The organism is Pseudoalteromonas sp. BZA4, assembly GCF_040104395.1.
Lineage (GTDB): Bacteria > Pseudomonadota > Gammaproteobacteria > Enterobacterales > Alteromonadaceae > Pseudoalteromonas.
Genome location: NZ_JBECOT010000005.1, coordinates 18,139 through 34,581, shown reverse-complemented (window position 1 = coordinate 34,581; position 16,443 = coordinate 18,139). Strand labels below are relative to the sequence as shown.

The window sequence follows — 16,443 nt, the reverse complement described above, 5'->3', positions numbered from 1 at the left end:
CAAGTAAAGAGCGCTAATTCAGGCGGTTCTTTACTTGCTTTAATTATCAAATTAACCCCTATTCGACGCTAAGAAATTTCTTAAATAGTAGACTTTTAGTATAGCGCTATTTATATAAATTAAATATATTTCATGATGTTATGTTTATATAATGTTGTTACATGTTAAAAGTTGGTTTTTTAGAATCGGTAATAGGTTGCGAGAGGTAGGGTAATCGTTTACCCTCTGGTAATCATTAATAATAAATTGCAGGATAAAAATGATGAATAGCATCTTTGATCCCTCTGAACATCCCCATCGACGCCTTAATCTTCTAACAGGCGATTGGGTTCTTGTTTCTCCTCACAGAGCCAAGCGACCATGGCAAGGACAATCTGAAAAAACAGAGCTTGTTGCAGAGAAAAGCTATGATGAAACGTGTTATTTATGCGCTACTAATACCCGCATTAATGGTGAAGTAAATCCAGACTATAGCCAGACATTTGTTTTTGAAAATGATTTTGCAGCTTTAAAAACAGATTCTCCTGTTTTTGAAAGTGATGATCCATTGCTAAAGCTGTCTGTGGAGCAAGGCTGTAGTCGAGTAATTTGTTTTTCACCGGATCACAGTAAAACTTTACCTTTATTAAAAGCAGAAGATATGCAAGCCGTTGTAAAGTGTTGGCAGCAACAAACAGCTGAATTAGGTGAGCAATATAAGTGGGTTCAGGTTTTTGAAAATAAAGGAAGCATAATGGGGTGTTCAAACCCACATCCTCATGGGCAGGTGTGGGCACAATCACAACTTCCTACTTTGGCGTTAAGAAAAGCTGAAAACTTTGATCAGTATTATAAAGAGCATAATCGCGCCTTGTTACAAGATTATGTTCAAAGGGAGCTCAAAGAAGGTGACCGTGTTGTTTGTGAGAACGAATTTTGGTGCGTAGTCGTACCATATTGGGCTGCTTGGCCTTTTGAAACTTTACTTCTGCCTAAGTTTGCTATTGAGCGGATGAGTGAACTACCAGAACAAGCGGTTGCTCCTTTAGCTGATATAGTTCAGCAAATTACAACTCGCTACGATAACTTATTTAATACTTCATTTCCTTACTCTATGGGATGGCATGGTGCTCCATTCGATGGGCAATCTCATCCAGAATGGACATTGCATGCCCATTTTTTCCCTCCTCTATTACGTTCAGCAACAGTGAAAAAGTTTATGGTCGGTTATGAAATGATGGCAGAAGCCCAGCGAGATTTAACACCAGAGCAAGCAGCAGAGAGATTGCGTGCACTCAGCTCTACTCATTACAGGAATGCTCAGTGATGTTTGCAAAAGAAATTATAACGAACACTTTTTTAGAAATATTTAATCGTAAGCCAGAGATCCATGTTACTGCGCCTGGTCGTGTTAACTTAATCGGTGAACATACAGACTATAATCAAGGCTTTGTATTTCCTGTTGCAATTAACTTCGGTACTCAAATTGTCGCGGCGAAGCGAAGCGATAAAACTATCCGCATTATTGCCGCTGATTATGAATTTGAATTAAATCAGTTCGAATTAGATGAAATCGAGCATGTTCAAAACCCAAGCTGGAGTAATTACATTCGTGGTGTGGTTGGGGTTTTATATCAACAATATCCACAGCTGCAAGGTGCCGATCTGATCGTAAATGGCGATGTTCCACAGGGAGCTGGATTGAGCTCTTCAGCTTCATTTGAGGTTGCAATCGTAAAAACATTTAATGAGCTTTATGGTTTAAAAATAGACGGTGTAAGTGCTGCATTAATAAGTCAAAAGGCTGAAAATGAATTTGTTGGTTGTTCATGCGGTATTATGGATCAGCTTATTTCTGCTCTTGGCAGGAAAGGCAAAGCAATGCTATTGGATTGTGAGACTCTATCGTACGAGCACTCTGTAATTGATGATAACTATCGGTTATTAATTATTAATTCAAACGTAAAGCGTGGATTAGTTGAGAGTGAGTATAACTCACGCCGAAAACAGTGTGAAATGGCAGCTCAAATAATGGACATTTCCTCATTGAGATATGCGACGATGACACTGTTAGAAAAATATAAATCTATATTGGGCAATTTAATCTATCGCCGTGCCAAGCACATTGTTACAGAAAATGAGCGCACTTTAGCAATGTTTAGTGCCTTGAAAAATAAAAATGATGCTGACATTAGTAAACTAATGAGACAGTCACATGCATCAATGCGTGATGATTTTGAAATAACAACACCTGAAATTGATTATTTAGTTGGACTTATTGATGAGCAATTACAGGGGCGCGGTGGCGTTCGTATGACAGGTGGTGGTTTTGGTGGTTGTGTTGTGGCATTAGTCCCTGCTGATCTTGTTCCAGAGGTCATAGAGTGTGTAGAACAAAATTATCAATATAAAACAGGATTAAAAGAAAGTATTTTTGTCTGTACCGCAGAGCAAGGTGCTTTTTAGATGTATATCAGTAACTAGCTGATAATTGACAACAATAATAGCGTGTGCAAGTTAGTAAGCACGCAAATTTGAGGGTAAGCTCATGTTGGAAAATTTCGATTTCGGTGTGTTTATAATCTATGTGTTGGTCTTACTGGCTATTGCACTATGGATTTCACGTGAAAATAACTCCCATGAAAAGAACACAGAAGACTACTTTTTAGCAAGTAAATCATTACCTTGGTGGGCAATAGGCGCCTCACTTATTGCATCAAATATTTCGGCAGAACAAATAATTGGTATGTCTGGATCAGGTTATGCTATAGGGCTAGCAATTGCTTCTTATGAGTGGATGGCAGCAATTACCTTAATATTGGTCGGTAAATATCTATTGCCAATTTTTATTAAAAATGAAATTTATACAATGCCCCAGTATCTGGAAAAGCGATTCGACAAACGGGTAAAGTTGACCTTAGCAGTATTTTGGTTAGCTGTTTATTTGTTTGTAAATTTAACTGCCGTCTTATGGTTAGGTGGCCTTGCTATACAAACCGTTGCCGGAGTTGACTGGATGTATGGCATGATTTTCTTGGCGGTATTTTCGGTTGCTTACTCACTATATGGTGGGTTAAAAGCGGTTGCATATACTGACATTATTCAAGTTGTATTATTAGTATTTGGCGGTTTATTACTTAGTTACTTGGCTTTGGATGCTGTAGCAGATGGTGAAGGTATGATTGCTGGCTTCAAAGTTTTAAGTACACAATTACCCACTCACTTTGACATGATTTTAAGCCCTGAAAATGAGCATTATTTGAGTTTGCCTGGCATATCCGTATTAGTAGGCGGTTTATGGGTAATGAACATTAGCTATTGGGGATTTAACCAGTATATTATTCAGCGTGCACTCGCAGCTAAGAGTGTCGGCGAAGCACAAAAAGGAATCGTTTTCGCAGCATATCTTAAGTTATTAATGCCGCTAATCGTGGTGCTTCCGGGGATTGCTGCTGTTATCTTGTATCCTACACTTAATACGCCAGATCAAGCCTATCCAACAATGATGTCGTTAATGCCGGTGGGTATTAAAGGGTTAGTCTTTGCTGCTTTAGTTGGGGCAATAGTGTCGTCTTTAGCATCAATGACAAATAGTATTTCAACTATTTTTACGATGGACATTTATCGTTTAATTAAACCAACTGAGAGCCAAAATCATTATGTAACTGTTGGCCGAGTGGTAACGGTGTTCTCATTGATAGTTGCCTTAATTACTGCACAACCATTGTTAGGGGAATTTGATCAAGCCTTTCAATACATTCAAGAGTTTACAGGGGTATTTACTCCTGGGATTGTTGTTATCTTCTTAATGGGTATGTTTTGGAATAAAGCTAATTCACTAGGCGCATTAGCGAGTGCTTTAGGATCTGCTGTTATCTCATTTTTACTTCGTGCTTTTTGGCCTGAGCTACCATTTATGGATCGAATTGGATTAGTTTTCTTATTGTGTTTAGTATTGTGTGTGATTGTATCTTTACTTACCCAATCAACCTCAAAAGATTCTGCAGCGTGTGCTGATACAAAATCAGTGTGCTTTAATACGAGCTTTGGATTTAATATCGGCTCTATTGGTGTTGCAGCAATTCTTACTGTGCTATACGCTGTTTGGTGGTAAAAAAGCCAGTTTTCACTGGCTTTTAATTAACTGTTTAGTGGCCGCGACGAGGTACTTGTCGCGGCATTTGTCTTTGTGTATTACGGCGCATTTGTTGGCGCTGCATACCTTGCTGACGTGCTCTATTTGCCCTATTTAATTGCTGCATACGATTTTGTTGCCTATTTTGAGTGTGCTGGCGTTGCTGTAATGTTTGCTTCGCTTTACTTTTATCTATGCTTTGCAATTTATTTTGCACTTGTTGGCGGTCAATATTTTGTGCCCGATCTTTGATTTGTTGCTGTTTATCGGTAGGTAATGTTTGCCATTTACCCTCAATACGTTGTTGCCATTTATCGGCATCACGCTTGAGCACGTTACCTTTTTGATCCGCAAACACGTTGTTTGCTTTATCGCGTTGGCTGATGGCTGTTTTTAAATCGCGTTTCACTTGCTGCTTTGAAGCAAGACGAGATTTACTCTGATCGCGTTTATAAATATTATGCCTTGGTTGCTTATTATGGTGGCCAGGTTTATGACCGACATTAATTTTGTTACCAATATTGATGTTGCCATTATTAATAATAACTGGGCCGCGGTAACCACCGCCATACCAGCCATTACAGCAATGATAAGGTCGATAATGGGTTGGCCAACCAACATTCCATTTCATACCTAGATTTAAAAAACCATTGCTCCAACTTAAGCCAAACGACCAACCTGTCCAGTTGTTATAGCCAATATTAAACCCCCAAGTTGGTGGGCGAGGGTAGTAGTAGCCACCGCCCCAGTATGGCGGGTAATACCAACCCGTTCCATACACTGGCACGCCATAATAAGGGTATGACCACATGTAACCTGGGTAATAACCAACATACACCACCTCAGGAGTTGATTCGTATACCTCGACGTAAGTGACGTTGTAAACGGGGGAGCTTGGAGGGATTTTTGCGATGTCATCTTTTGGAATTCTATCAGCAACAAGCCAAGGCCCTTGTGCGGAATCTGCCTTAAACCACACCGCATTATCGACTGCATAATATTTGCCTTTAATTTGCAGCACTTGTGCATCGGTATTAATGGCATAAGAAACTTGCGTGCCCGGGATACGTTCAAACTTAGGTTTGCCATCATAATACACAGTTAAACTTGTGTCTTTACGGCTGATAGCCGCTGTTTGCGGCACTTTTGCATCTAATACTGCTTCGTCAGCTTCTTCAGTGCCAGCAACTGAAACTCTGAGACCCCCTAAATCTGATTCAGGTGGAATATTGGCAAAGCTTTCGGGTAGTTCGTCGCCGCGTACAAATGTCCATGGGCCTGTTTGTTGTTTTGCGCGATACCAACGTCCAGATAACAAGACATACATGTTATTCGTTTGCATTTCACGTAGCCACGGGGTTTCAGTGTTAAACACATACATGAGCTCGCCACCAGTTAAGCTTTTCCATTTAGCTGCGCCATCAGTTGCAATAAGTTCGGTGGGTTTAGTTGTAACAACAATGGCTGGTGGCGCACTTAGATCTGAGCTTTCGGTATCTTTAGGAAGCATTTTTACAAGTTCAGCCGGTGGCGACTGAGTATAGTCATAAGGTCCTTTTGCTTGTTTTGCCTGATACCAAAATTGCCCATCGGTGAGATAACAAAGTTTGCTTTTGCTATCTTTAATCACTGTCATGGCGGTGTTTAAAGCCCGCTCATATTGGCTGTTTTCAATTTTACTAAACTTAGGTTCACCATCAAAACTCAATAATACTGACAGTTGCTCTTTGAAAATAATCGTTGGAGGGTCGGTTTTTAATTGCGTTAAACTTTGTTCTGCTGCTTCTGCACTTTCAAGGCTGGCGGTGAGTTGCGAAAGCGAGGTTTCGAATTGACTGGCTTTTATTGCTTCATTAACGACAGCAGTAAATTTTTGTTCTTCTGCATCTTTTGATTCAGGCCAGCGTACATCGGTGACTGTCATATTGCGAACGGTGACGGTATCGTTTTCGCGATCAGTATCTAATTTAGCTCTAAACCAAAATACGCCAAACACAGCGTCATTGCCTGAAACCGAAAATGACATTGCTGCACGGGCTGTTAAAGTATTACCGTTTAGTTTCTCGGGTTGTGGCTGGTAAACAATGAGTGTGCCTTGTGACGTTTGCACTTGTTGAGGCCACTCAATGGCTTGGCTAAAAAATGAAAACAAACATAGAAAAGAGAGTATTAAAGCCCTGCAGTCAATAATAAAAGGTAGGGGGAGTTTCATGGTCAATCCTTGGCTAACATAACTCTTTAAAGTATAGCCAATGACCTCGAAAACGCTTAAAAATTGTTCCTATTTTTAAAGCGTTAGCTTAGGCAACTTGAGTTAAAAAATGTGAGCCCGCATTTAAGCCCATTTCATAGCCCGCACTGAGTTTTTCAAATGATTTGGTTGTTCGACCAACTGCAAAGTTGGGTGGCGGTGCAATAATATTAATTTTACAATCGCTTGGTGGGTTGGTAATAAAATCAATGCTTTGATTGTAATTTTCTGCGCGTCTTAAGGTGGCTTCTGCTAATGCAGGGGTGTTTTTATAAAGACGTTTGACGAACCAAGGCGCTTTTGAAGGCTTTTTCTTATAGCCAAGAGGCTGAGATAAAATAACGGTGATTTCCTTATTACCCATTTCGTATGCTTTACGGATTGGAATAGAATCTGCTACGCCACCATCAGTAAGTTGTAAATTGTTGATAACAGGAAATTCTCGATAAGCAATCGGCAGCGCACAAGAGGCTTTTAATTGCTCTTCAAGGTGAACCGCATTTGCTTTTAAGTACTCTGCCTGCCCAGTTTGTATATTGGTTGTGACTATATAAAATTCACTGGCTTGTTTTTCGAAGGTGTCGAGATCTAGACGAATATCACGGATGGTTTCTTGCCACAGCCAGTCTAAATCAAATAGGTGGCCACCTTTGATAAAACGAACAAAATCGATGAACTCTGGTCGGCAAGAGTAATCGGTAATCACTGCATGGTTACGTTTGTACTGGGCGCACAAATAGGCAGCAATGTTAGTGGCTCCGGCAGAAACACCATAACATTGATTAAAAGGTTGGTAATTGGCTTGAATAAAAGCATCTAGTACGCCAGTGGCAAAAATACCACGCATTGCGCCACCTTCTACAACGAGTGCCTTGTTATTGTTCATTTTCGCAACCTTGCTTGTAACCGTGAGTGCTTCTAACCATAGCAAACACGGTTACAAAACTAAATAGAGTTTTGACTCTAAACGAGATTTAGCTATTGCTGAGTTATACTGCCTCTACCCAAAGTACACCAACTTGTTTGTCGGTTACTTTTACTGTGCTACCAGCGGCAATGGGAGACTGACTTTTTAATTGCCAGGTAATACCCGAATACTGATGTGTGGTTAACCCTTTATCATCAACATCGGCATTAACGACAAAGGTAAGCTCAGCAAAATCGCTATGTATCGGCTTAGTATCGGTTTTATCCTGCATGCGTTTGAGAGGTTTCCAAAGCACGAGAGCAAAACCAAGAGTAAATACGATATTGCTCCAAAGCGCGGTAGTGTAAGTCGTATCAAGTAGACCTATATTCATTAGTAAGCCACTGGCAAATAAAGATAAGCCTAAAAACAGTAATACATAGGCACTCATACCCAGTACAGCAACTTCAACAATTAGCGCGATAACACCTATAATCATCAGTGCTTCGGCTAAATGGGTATCTAAAAATGCCATCAGCCCACCTAACTTTGTTGCTTTTTATTCAAAGAGTTAATAATAGACATACCTTGAGCTACAAGCGAGCTTGCGTCAGTACCACTTTCAGGAAGTAATACCACAGATGACTCACGAGCAATGGCTTCTTTAGCGGCAATGGCTTTAGTGGCTAGGTCGAGTTGAATTGCTTTTTGGCCTTGCTCTGTATCGGCGGCTTCACCTACTTTACGTAGTGCATCTGCTTGTGCTTCAGCAACGGCGATAATCGCTTTCGCTTCACCTTCAGCGCGTAAAATTTGCTCGGCTTTTTCAGCTTCGGCAGCAAGGACTTGGGCTTGCTTTTTACCTTCAGCCACGTTGATGGCAGACTGACGGTCACCTTCAGACTCTAAAATTTGCGCACGTTTTACACGCTCAGCTTTCATTTGTGCTTCCATGGCTTCCATTACAGAATTAGGTGGCACAATATCTTTAATTTCGTAACGTAAAACCTGAATACCCCAAGGCTCAGATGCTTGGTTAATCGCGGTAACTATGTTGGTGTTTAACATGTCGCGCTCTTCAAAGGTTTTATCTAGTTCCATTTTACCAAGTTCAGAACGCATCGTTGTTTGCGATAGCTGAGTAACTGCAAATACATAGTCATCAACACCATAAGTGGCTTTATACGGGTCAAGCACGCGGAAATACAGCACACCATCGACGATAAGCGAGATATTATCTTTAGTGATAGCAGACTGCGAAGGCACATCTTGCGCTTGTTCTTTTAAACTGCGATCAGCGGCAATTCGGTCGATAAATGGCACAATAAAGTTTAAGCCGGCTTCTTTGGTCGAATGGTATTTACCAAAACGCTCGATTAACCAGGCACGATTTTGCGGCACAAATTTAACGCTACTTTTTAGTAGCACTAAAACAAAAATTAGAAGAAAGACTTCTACATTTAACAAAAGGTCTAAAATGCTAGAAACGGGGTCCATGTACTTTCCTTAGATACAATTTAAATTATTTTCCACTGCTGAGATTACCACCACAAAGCAAAGCACGCTAATAATTTGTGATCAGCACATTTTGCCTGCTGCTCTAAATTATTTGAGGGTAGCTGTTTAGTTTGTTCAAGATTCAAGGGCGTGTTTTATCATATACATGTGTTGATCTGCTTGTGCGACAACCTCTTCAGCAGTTTTATGTGTACCTAAAAACATGGTAACTCCGACGCTTGCAGAGCCAAGATATTTTATATTTTGATACGTAAATTGAGCTTCTATTGCTGTTTGCAGTTTATCGGCAACACGATGGGCATTGTGTTTGGCTGTGTGCTCATCGCGACCAAGCCCTTCAAGTAATACAACAAACTCATCGCCACCAATGCGGGCTAAACAGTCTTTTTCGCGCACAACTGTTTTCATTCTTTCAGCAATCTCAACAAGATAAGCGTCGCCGGTATTGTGGCCATATTGATCGTTTAATTTTTTAAACTTATTAAGGTCGATAAATATTACTGCACCATAGTTTTGGTCGCGCTTGCTCATTTGTAAAGCAAGCGATAAGCGAATATAAAAGTAGCGGCGGTTTAAAAGTTCAGTTAGCGGATCGGTGGAGGCAGCGTAGAGGAGTTGTTCTTCAAGGTGTTTTCGTTCGGTAATGTCTGTTGCAATACCTAAAATGCCGATGACTTTGTTAGGCTCTGTGTCGCAAATAATAGGGGTTTTCACTTCCCAGAAAATATATTGGTGTCCGTCGGGAAAGGTAAGCTCAACTTCTTCACGGGTACGCTCACCGCTAAGCACCCGCTTGTCTATTTTTGCTAGCTTTTTTACGTCAGGAATTGGGAAAAAGTCCACATCACTTCTATGTTGTAATTCTTGCTCAGAGCAAGCAAATAAACCCAATGTAAGCTTATTAGCATAAACGTAATGCCCGAGTTCATTTTTTATGTAAACGTATGCGGGTACGTTATCAAGTGCAAACTTTAATTCAGCAACATGAACGGGTAATTTAGAGTTATTAAGTTCGGCCACAATATGTCCCTATATAACAAGCCATAAATTGATAGTGAACGAAAATATCTTATTAAACAAGACTGACCACAGAGCAAAAATTATAACTAATGATTTAGGTATAGTTATGAAAAATAAATAAAAAATTAATAGTTAGGATGGGTGATGAACTTTGTTATTAGGTGTGTTTTAGACTCGTTTGGTAATCCCAATTTTTAACTGTTTTTTATTACTTTGTTATTTATGTGTGATTAAAAACTTCCTTGTTTTTAGTCATCACTTTGGCTTTTATGCTTTGTTGAGAATGGCAAGGTGTTTTGTATGATGCGCGCTAAATAAGCGACAAAAAATATAACCCGTTACAAACATTGATAAGCTATAGGTTGCTCCAGGAATTGCCATGGCGGCATTATTGATTAAGGTACTCGCAATTAAAATGGCAAGGGTGCCATTTTGTAGCCCAACTTCAACTGCAATGCTCATTTGTTGCTTGTGATCTAAGCCCGATATTTTTGCAAAAAACAGCCCTAGTAACAGCGTGCTGAGGTTTAATGTCAGCGTTGCAATGCCACTGGTCGCAAAAAAGCTCAGCATTTGGTCAGCATTTTTATGAATAATGCTAAGCACTATCACAATTAAGAATACACTCGAAAAACGACGTATAAAGGGTTCTATTTTCAAGCTCAAATGGGGTTTAAAGTGATTAAATACCATTCCTAAGCAAACAGGAAGCACCGTTATCATCAGCATTTGCACTATGGTTTTAATCACTGGCAAAGCGAATTCGTGGCCCGGCACACTCAATGTATGCATGGCAAAATGCATAATCAGTGGCAAGGTAAACGGTGAGATAAATGTGGCTAGGGTTGTTAGACTTATTGACAGCGCAACATCCCCTTTGAATAAATAGGTATAAAGGTTTGAGGTCACACCGCCCGGGCAGCAAGCTACTAAAATCAGACCTATAGCGAGCTCCGGGGTTAGGGGAAAACTCATTGCTAATAAAAACGCAACGCTTGGCAATAACAGTAGTTGGCAGCTTAAGCCTATTGAAAGTGCTTTGGGGCTAATAAATAATGCCCCAAAGTCTTGCTTTTTAAGCCCTAACCCCATGCCAAACATGATGATAAATAGTGCTAAAGGCAGCACTATTTTAGTCATGATATCAATTTGCATGGTATATCCTTATTGATCGTAACCCGGACTTTTATTGTCGAGTAAGCGCAGTAAGGCAGGCCAAGCAATTGCGCCACCCAGTCCCTTAGTAGCAACTTCAGTTTGCCCTTTGATACCCTCAATAATCGCGCTAGGTACTTGTACGAGTTGCTCGGTATTTTGTGAAGTACGAGTTTGTACAGCACATGCAGCTTCAAAAACATACATAAACAAAAATGCATCAGCGACCGTTTTACCCACAGTTAATAGGCCATGATTACGTAGCATTAGAAAGTTATTAGAACCTAGGTCATTCACTAAACGGTCTTGCTCAGCAGGGTTAAGGGCTATGCCTTCGTAGTCGTGATAACCCAAACCTGAGTGCACAACAACAGCTTGCTGAGAGATAGGCAATAAGCCGTCTTTGTTGGCAGACACTGCCGTGCCATTGAGTGAGTGGGTGTGAATAACGCAATGGGCATCATCACGTGCCATATGAATACAGCTATGGATATTAAACCCCGCAGGATTAACAGGGTATTCACTGTCATGCAGCTTATTACATTGTTGATCTACTTTGATAAGACTTGATGCGGTAATTTCGTGAAACATCATGCCATACGGGTTTATCAAAAATTCGTTGTCTGTGCCGGGAACGCGCATTGAAATATGGGTAAAAATTAAATCATCCCAGCCATATAAAGCAACTAGGCGATACGCGGCAGCAAGCTCAACACGGGCTTGCCATTCTTGCTCTGATACTGTGTGTTTCATGGTCATGGTGTTTTCCTAAAATGGTACTTTGCGAATAATAATGTCTTTAAACATGACCCAGTCACCAATAAAGCTATAAAAAGGGTGTGTAAAAGTAGCGGGGCGATTTTTTTCAAAAAAGAAATGACCAACCCAAGCAAAGCCATAGCCCACAACTGGGCATAAAATTAGCCAGCTATATTGCTGCTGATAAATAGCGGCAAACAAAATAGCCAAAACAATCCAACTGCCAATGAAATGTAAGCGTCGACAGACTTTATTTTTGTGTTCTTGTAAGTAATAGGGGTAAAACTCTTTAAAGCTCGCGAACTCGCGTTTACTTGCTACAGTGCCCATATTGTTGTCTCCGTTGTTAATTACAGGTTAACAATAGGCTTTTATTCTTCTATTTACTTGATAATATAGGTCATTAAATTGTTTGTTTAGGATGTGCATGAGAACCTTATCAAGCTGGTGGCTACGTGCTATGGCTGAGTCGTTTAAATGGCAGGGCTTACCAATTAATGAGTTGTTTGCAGCGGCAAACATTCCTTTAGCAGAATTAAGTTGCCAAACAGCCCGATACCCACAAGCCAGTGTCAGTATGCTTTGGAAGCAAGCGCAAGCGATGTTACCAAACACCCACTTAGGTCTTTATGTTGGCAGTAACATGAATGTACGCGCAATTCCGGTGGTAGGCATGGCGATTATTCAGTCAACACAGTTATTGAGTGCTTTTCGGCTGATATTGCGGTATCAAAAATTGATGGGCGATACACATAATGTTTCTTTGATCGATCATGGTAGTGAGTATGAACTTCGCTTTAACTTTAGTGATGGTGAGCGTGATATGTCACTGCTAAGCTACGAAGCACCTATGGCGTTTTGTGTGAAAATAGCGCGCACTGTAAAGGGGAAAAATTGGCACCCAACACGAATTTGCTTGCAACGTAAAGAGCCACACAGTGAGATTAATATGCACTTTAATTGCAAAATTGAATACGGCGCAACGACCCATAGCCTGTTTTTTAGCGAAAATACCGATAGTGAACCTGTGTTATCAAGCCAGATGAAACTGGTGACGCAAACTAATGTGACGCAGGTACTGAGAATTTTGCTTGAAGAGCATTTAATTCAAGGCCAAACCACCAGTAAAGCAATGGCAAAAGCACTTAACATGAGTGAAAAAACGCTGCAGCGGCGTCTTGCAAAAGAGGGCACAAGTTTTAGTAACGAATTAGCAAGATTAAGACAGCAAAAAAGTGTGTCATTGTTAAACGAAACAGCTCTCTCTGTCACAGAAATAGCCTTTTTGTGTGGCTACTCTGAAATTAGTGCATTTCATCATGCATTTCATCGCTGGTATGGCATGTCGCCAAAAACCTACAAGCAAAAAATGGCAATAATAGCAGGGTCATAATAAGCACGGCTTTTTTCAGTGAGCTGTTTGTCTCTAGTGTTTTAACTAGAAAAAAGGTACAAGTTGGCGTTTGTTCCTATTCTGTTTGAGTTTGATAATTATTCATACAAAAACAACAGTAAAAGCTTAAATAGCAATTGCTTAACACAGACTTGTTACCTAAAATTATTGATAGGACGCAAGGATGATCTAAAACTAAAACTCCACCATTAAGTATGAGGCTTGCTGAATGCGAAATCTATCGCTGCGCACTATTTTTATTAGTTTTGTGTTAATTGCATTGTTTGTTGTCACTGTGGTTAGCGCCTTAATCAATACCAGCCAATTCTCTCGGCTTTATTACCAACAAACCGAAAAGCAATTATTGCCTGACGCTGTGGGTAAAGTGGCTGCCGAAATTGACGCTCAAATGCGTTACCCGATCTCTGTTTCACAGTCTTTAGCTGAAAACCAAATTCTGCATACGTGGATGAGCGAAGGTGAGAAAAGCTCGCCAATTCATCAACGTGTCATGGCGTACTTTGCTGACTTACAAAGAAAAAGCGGTGCGTCATCGGTGTTTTGGGTAAGCAAAAACTCAATGAGTTATTACACGCAAGACGGCTTTTTCAAATCAATCTCACAAAGTGAGCCAAGAGACAGTTGGTTTTTTGACTTTATTAGCTCAGATAAACGCCAAGCGCTGGCTTTAGATGTAAGTGAGCAGGGTGGACACCTCACTTTATACGTTAACACGCTAGTTGAAATTGCAGGGCAACGCCTCGGAGTGGCAGGGCTTGGTTATGATATTTCAGATATTTCTAGCATTGTTACGTCGCGTAAAATTGGTGAGCAAGGGTATTTATTCTTAATTGATGACAGCAAGCGAATTATTGCACACTCAAACGATGCTTATATTGGTAAACAAGTCACAAGCGTCGCTTCATTAAGCGCATTACAAAGCTTTTTGAGCAGTAAACATACTGGCTTTACTCTATCGCAAGTCGAGCTCGCAGATGAAGATGTTTATGCTGGGGTTATGCCAATTGAAGGAACAGGCCTTACTCTTGTAGCGGTTCAGCCTAAGCAAGAGATATCAAGCGCGATTAATACAGTCGTTTGGATGTCGATTATCGTAAGTGTCGTGCTTGCGGGTATCTTTTTGGTGCTTACACTTTATTTTGCTAATTGGCTAAGTAAGAAAATACGCAGTGTTGGTGATGAACTACTGGGCATGGCAGGTCACGGCGGTGATTTAACAAAACGTTTAGATGACAGTGTTGATAATGAGCTTGGACATCTTGCAAAGGGCTTTAATGCCATTATTGGTAAAGTAGCCGAGCTTGTCGATGAAATCAGTGTCACCGAGCAAGCGATGCGAGAAGGGATTGACGATCTTGCGAGCTTTGCCAATAAAACCTTTGTTGCTACCGAAGATCAGCGCGCGCAAACCGATCAAGTTGCCACAGCTATTACAGAAATGGGGCAAACTATTAACGAGGTGTCTGATATTGCTCATCGCACAGCAAGCGACACGGAAGAAGCGGTACGAGAAACCGTGCAAACCAATCAAAGTATGGCTGCCACAGCGCAAACCATGAATGAACTGAATGACATTTTGATCACGGTTGATAAAAGTATCGGTGAGTTTGCAAATCAAGCAGCTGAGATCAACTCGGTTGTTGAAGTAATCAATGCAATTTCAGAACAAACTAATTTATTGGCACTCAATGCGGCAATTGAAGCGGCAAGAGCGGGTGAGCAAGGTCGTGGCTTTGCGGTCGTCGCTGATGAAGTACGCTCACTTGCACAGCGTACGCAAACATCGACTTCTGAAATTAGGGAACAGATTTCGCGTTTACAAAGCTCATCATTGCAATCACAAGAAGCGATTGCCGAAGGTACGCAAAGTAGTCAAAAAGTGACTGAGCTTACGCATATTGCAGTGTCTGCACTTCAGTCTATTCAGCAGAAGTTTGAGATTATCAGCCAAGGCAATCACCAAGTTGCAGCAGCCACAGAAGAGCAGGGCACGGTGGTTGAGCATATCAATCAGTCGGCTCATGATATTTCAGACAGTGCAATGCAAATACATGATAACGCTGAGCAACAACAGCGTGGTACGCAAAGCTTGTTATCGCGTGCTCAGCACCTTAAAGATTTAGTCAGTCAGTTTAAAGTTTAATAGCCTGCTTCTTAAATCTGCTTCGAGTAAAAGGCGTTAACAACACGTGTTGTTAAAGCCTTACTATTTTTTAGCTTACAAGTGAGTGTTTCAGTTTACTTATTCGCTGCTAATTCCTTTCTCATTTCTAACACATCGCGCAAAAAACTTTCAAAAAGGGACAAATAACCAAGTTTTTAGTGCGTTTGCGCTCGCCACGTATTACAATTGAGACTTTATATCATTACCACTTTCCAGCGAATAGGTATTTCACTTCTTCATGACAGATATTACAACACACCAAGCATCTAGACGCCGCTTGTTGATTGCCTTAGCCATAACGTGCTCGTTTATGGTGATACAGGTTATTGGCGCCTATTATTCGAATTCGCTTGCTGTACTTGCTGATGCTGGGCATTTGTTTGTTCATAACAGTTCTTTATTCATCGCGCTTATTGCCTCAAGCATGGCGATATATTTCGCGAAAAACTTTAATGATGGCTACCAGCGCGCAGAGCTTACGGGTGGTTTGATCAATGGCATCTTATATTTAAGCATTAGCTTAATTATTCTTTATGAAGGGGGTGAGCGCTACCTTCATCATAGCGATGGTCATGATTTACAAATTAATAGCTATTTAATGTCGGTCATTTCAGCTATTGGTTTTTTGTTTCATGGTGCTGCAGCATGGGTGCTATACAAAGGGCGCAAAGCAAGCATTAATGTGTATGCGGTGTTTTTACACTCGTTTTTTGATTTAATTTCAACGGTTTCAACCTTCTTCGCTGGTATTTTAATCCACCTAACTGGCTGGGCCGAAATTGATATTATTTCGAGTATGTTGATTGCTACCTTTGTCTTGTTTACTGGGGTTAAAGTGATCATTCGTTGTATTCAAGGCTTACTTGAAAATAGAAGTAAGCTGCCGAATGTAGCTGATATTGAACAAAGTATCGCTTCGGTTGAACATGTACAAAATGTTCATAATGTCACGGTAATACGCCAAGACAAAGACATTATTGTTGGCGCGCACGTTGTTTTAAAACAGCATTGTACCGTTGAAAAGCATGACGAAGCTTGTCGCTTAAAGGTCGAAAAACTATTGCAATCGCGCTTTAAAATTGAAAAAAGTGTTCTGCAAATAGAAAGTCATGAATGCCACCATGTTAATTAAAGTGGCAAA

14 protein-coding genes are annotated in these 16,443 nt (G+C 40.6%); 6 read left to right on the top strand and 8 right to left on the bottom strand.

The window, feature by feature from the left end; translation table 11 throughout:
- Window positions 1–262: 262 nt before the first annotated feature.
- The 3 genes from ABMY41_RS03590 (at window position 263) to ABMY41_RS03580 (ending at window position 4,093) form a co-directional block, all read left to right on the top strand.
- A complete protein-coding gene (locus tag ABMY41_RS03590; protein WP_349274174.1) occupies window positions 263–1,306 on the top strand; it encodes a UDP-glucose--hexose-1-phosphate uridylyltransferase in 1,044 nt (347 codons plus the stop codon).
- Complete coding sequence (galK, locus tag ABMY41_RS03585) at window positions 1,306–2,445, top strand: galactokinase (RefSeq protein WP_287243193.1); 1,140 nt, start codon at window positions 1,306–1,308, stop codon at window positions 2,443–2,445. Before ABMY41_RS03590 ends, galK begins: the two co-directional genes overlap by 1 nt.
- 82 nt (window positions 2,446–2,527) lie before the next feature.
- Window positions 2,528–4,093 carry a sodium/sugar symporter gene (locus ABMY41_RS03580; protein WP_289097064.1) on the top strand — a complete coding sequence of 522 codons (1,566 nt, stop codon included), beginning with the start codon at window positions 2,528–2,530 and terminating at the stop codon, window positions 4,091–4,093.
- 34 nt (window positions 4,094–4,127) lie between these two features.
- Here the strand turns inward: ABMY41_RS03580 and ABMY41_RS03575 are convergent, their stop codons facing one another.
- From ABMY41_RS03575 to ABMY41_RS03540, 8 genes are all read right to left on the bottom strand, one after another.
- Window positions 4,128–6,224: a carbohydrate-binding family V/XII gene (locus tag ABMY41_RS03575; protein ID WP_349274148.1), complete on the bottom strand. Its 2,097-nt coding sequence runs from the start codon at window positions 6,222–6,224 to the stop codon at window positions 4,128–4,130.
- 190 nt (window positions 6,225–6,414) lie between these two features.
- Window positions 6,415–7,251, bottom strand: coding sequence for a patatin family protein (locus ABMY41_RS03570; RefSeq protein WP_289097066.1), 837 nt, complete (start codon window positions 7,249–7,251; stop codon window positions 6,415–6,417).
- 103 nt (window positions 7,252–7,354) lie between these two features.
- Entirely contained in the window at window positions 7,355–7,807 is a 453-nt protein-coding gene (locus tag ABMY41_RS03565) for an NfeD family protein (RefSeq protein WP_349274147.1), read from the bottom strand.
- 8 nt (window positions 7,808–7,815) lie between these two features.
- On the bottom strand, window positions 7,816–8,769 hold the full coding sequence (locus ABMY41_RS03560; protein WP_054562473.1) for a slipin family protein: 954 nt from the start codon (window positions 8,767–8,769) through the stop codon (window positions 7,816–7,818).
- A gap of 135 nt (window positions 8,770–8,904) precedes the next feature.
- Entirely contained in the window at window positions 8,905–9,810 is a 906-nt protein-coding gene (locus ABMY41_RS03555; protein ID WP_289097067.1) for a GGDEF domain-containing protein, read from the bottom strand.
- 267 nt (window positions 9,811–10,077) lie between these two features.
- Window positions 10,078–10,965, bottom strand: a complete 888-nt coding sequence (locus ABMY41_RS03550; protein WP_289097068.1) for a bile acid:sodium symporter family protein — start codon at window positions 10,963–10,965, stop codon at window positions 10,078–10,080.
- A 9-nt stretch (window positions 10,966–10,974) separates the two neighbouring features.
- Window positions 10,975–11,724, bottom strand: a complete 750-nt coding sequence (locus tag ABMY41_RS03545) for a class II aldolase/adducin family protein (protein ID WP_251601646.1) — start codon at window positions 11,722–11,724, stop codon at window positions 10,975–10,977.
- A 9-nt stretch (window positions 11,725–11,733) separates the two neighbouring features.
- On the bottom strand, window positions 11,734–12,054 hold the full coding sequence (locus ABMY41_RS03540; protein ID WP_054562470.1) for a DUF962 domain-containing protein: 321 nt from the start codon (window positions 12,052–12,054) through the stop codon (window positions 11,734–11,736).
- Window positions 12,055–12,151: 97 nt separating this feature from the next.
- Here ABMY41_RS03540 and ABMY41_RS03535 point away from each other — a divergent pair, with 97 nt between their 5' ends.
- The 3 genes from ABMY41_RS03535 (at window position 12,152) to ABMY41_RS03525 (ending at window position 16,434) form a co-directional block, all read left to right on the top strand.
- Window positions 12,152–13,117, top strand: a complete 966-nt coding sequence (locus ABMY41_RS03535; protein ID WP_349274146.1) for an AraC family transcriptional regulator ligand-binding domain-containing protein — start codon at window positions 12,152–12,154, stop codon at window positions 13,115–13,117.
- A 229-nt stretch (window positions 13,118–13,346) separates the two neighbouring features.
- A complete protein-coding gene (locus ABMY41_RS03530; protein WP_287243479.1) occupies window positions 13,347–15,281 on the top strand; it encodes a methyl-accepting chemotaxis protein in 1,935 nt (644 codons plus the stop codon).
- Window positions 15,282–15,540: 259 nt separating this feature from the next.
- Complete coding sequence (locus ABMY41_RS03525) at window positions 15,541–16,434, top strand: cation diffusion facilitator family transporter (protein WP_289097071.1); 894 nt, start codon at window positions 15,541–15,543, stop codon at window positions 16,432–16,434.
- Window positions 16,435–16,443: the final 9 nt, after the last annotated feature.

Bases quoted from the DNA above. Each gene is read 5' to 3' on its own strand.
- ABMY41_RS03580 (WP_289097064.1), top strand. From the start codon at position 2,528: ATGTTGGAAAATTTCGATTTCGGTGTGTTTATAATCTATGTGTTGGTC.
- ABMY41_RS03545 (WP_251601646.1), bottom strand. From the start codon at position 11,724: ATGACCATGAAACACACAGTATCAGAGCAAGAATGGCAAGCCCGTGTT.
- galK (WP_287243193.1), top strand. From the start codon at position 1,306: ATGTTTGCAAAAGAAATTATAACGAACACTTTTTTAGAAATATTTAAT.
- ABMY41_RS03590 (WP_349274174.1), top strand. From the start codon at position 263: ATGAATAGCATCTTTGATCCCTCTGAACATCCCCATCGACGCCTTAAT.
- ABMY41_RS03530 (WP_287243479.1), top strand. From the start codon at position 13,347: ATGCGAAATCTATCGCTGCGCACTATTTTTATTAGTTTTGTGTTAATT.
- ABMY41_RS03535 (WP_349274146.1), top strand. From the start codon at position 12,152: ATGAGAACCTTATCAAGCTGGTGGCTACGTGCTATGGCTGAGTCGTTT.
- ABMY41_RS03525 (WP_289097071.1), top strand. From the start codon at position 15,541: ATGACAGATATTACAACACACCAAGCATCTAGACGCCGCTTGTTGATT.
- ABMY41_RS03560 (WP_054562473.1), bottom strand. From the start codon at position 8,769: ATGGACCCCGTTTCTAGCATTTTAGACCTTTTGTTAAATGTAGAAGTC.
- ABMY41_RS03540 (WP_054562470.1), bottom strand. From the start codon at position 12,054: ATGGGCACTGTAGCAAGTAAACGCGAGTTCGCGAGCTTTAAAGAGTTT.
- ABMY41_RS03565 (WP_349274147.1), bottom strand. From the start codon at position 7,807: ATGGCATTTTTAGATACCCATTTAGCCGAAGCACTGATGATTATAGGT.
- ABMY41_RS03570 (WP_289097066.1), bottom strand. From the start codon at position 7,251: ATGAACAATAACAAGGCACTCGTTGTAGAAGGTGGCGCAATGCGTGGT.
- ABMY41_RS03550 (WP_289097068.1), bottom strand. From the start codon at position 10,965: ATGCAAATTGATATCATGACTAAAATAGTGCTGCCTTTAGCACTATTT.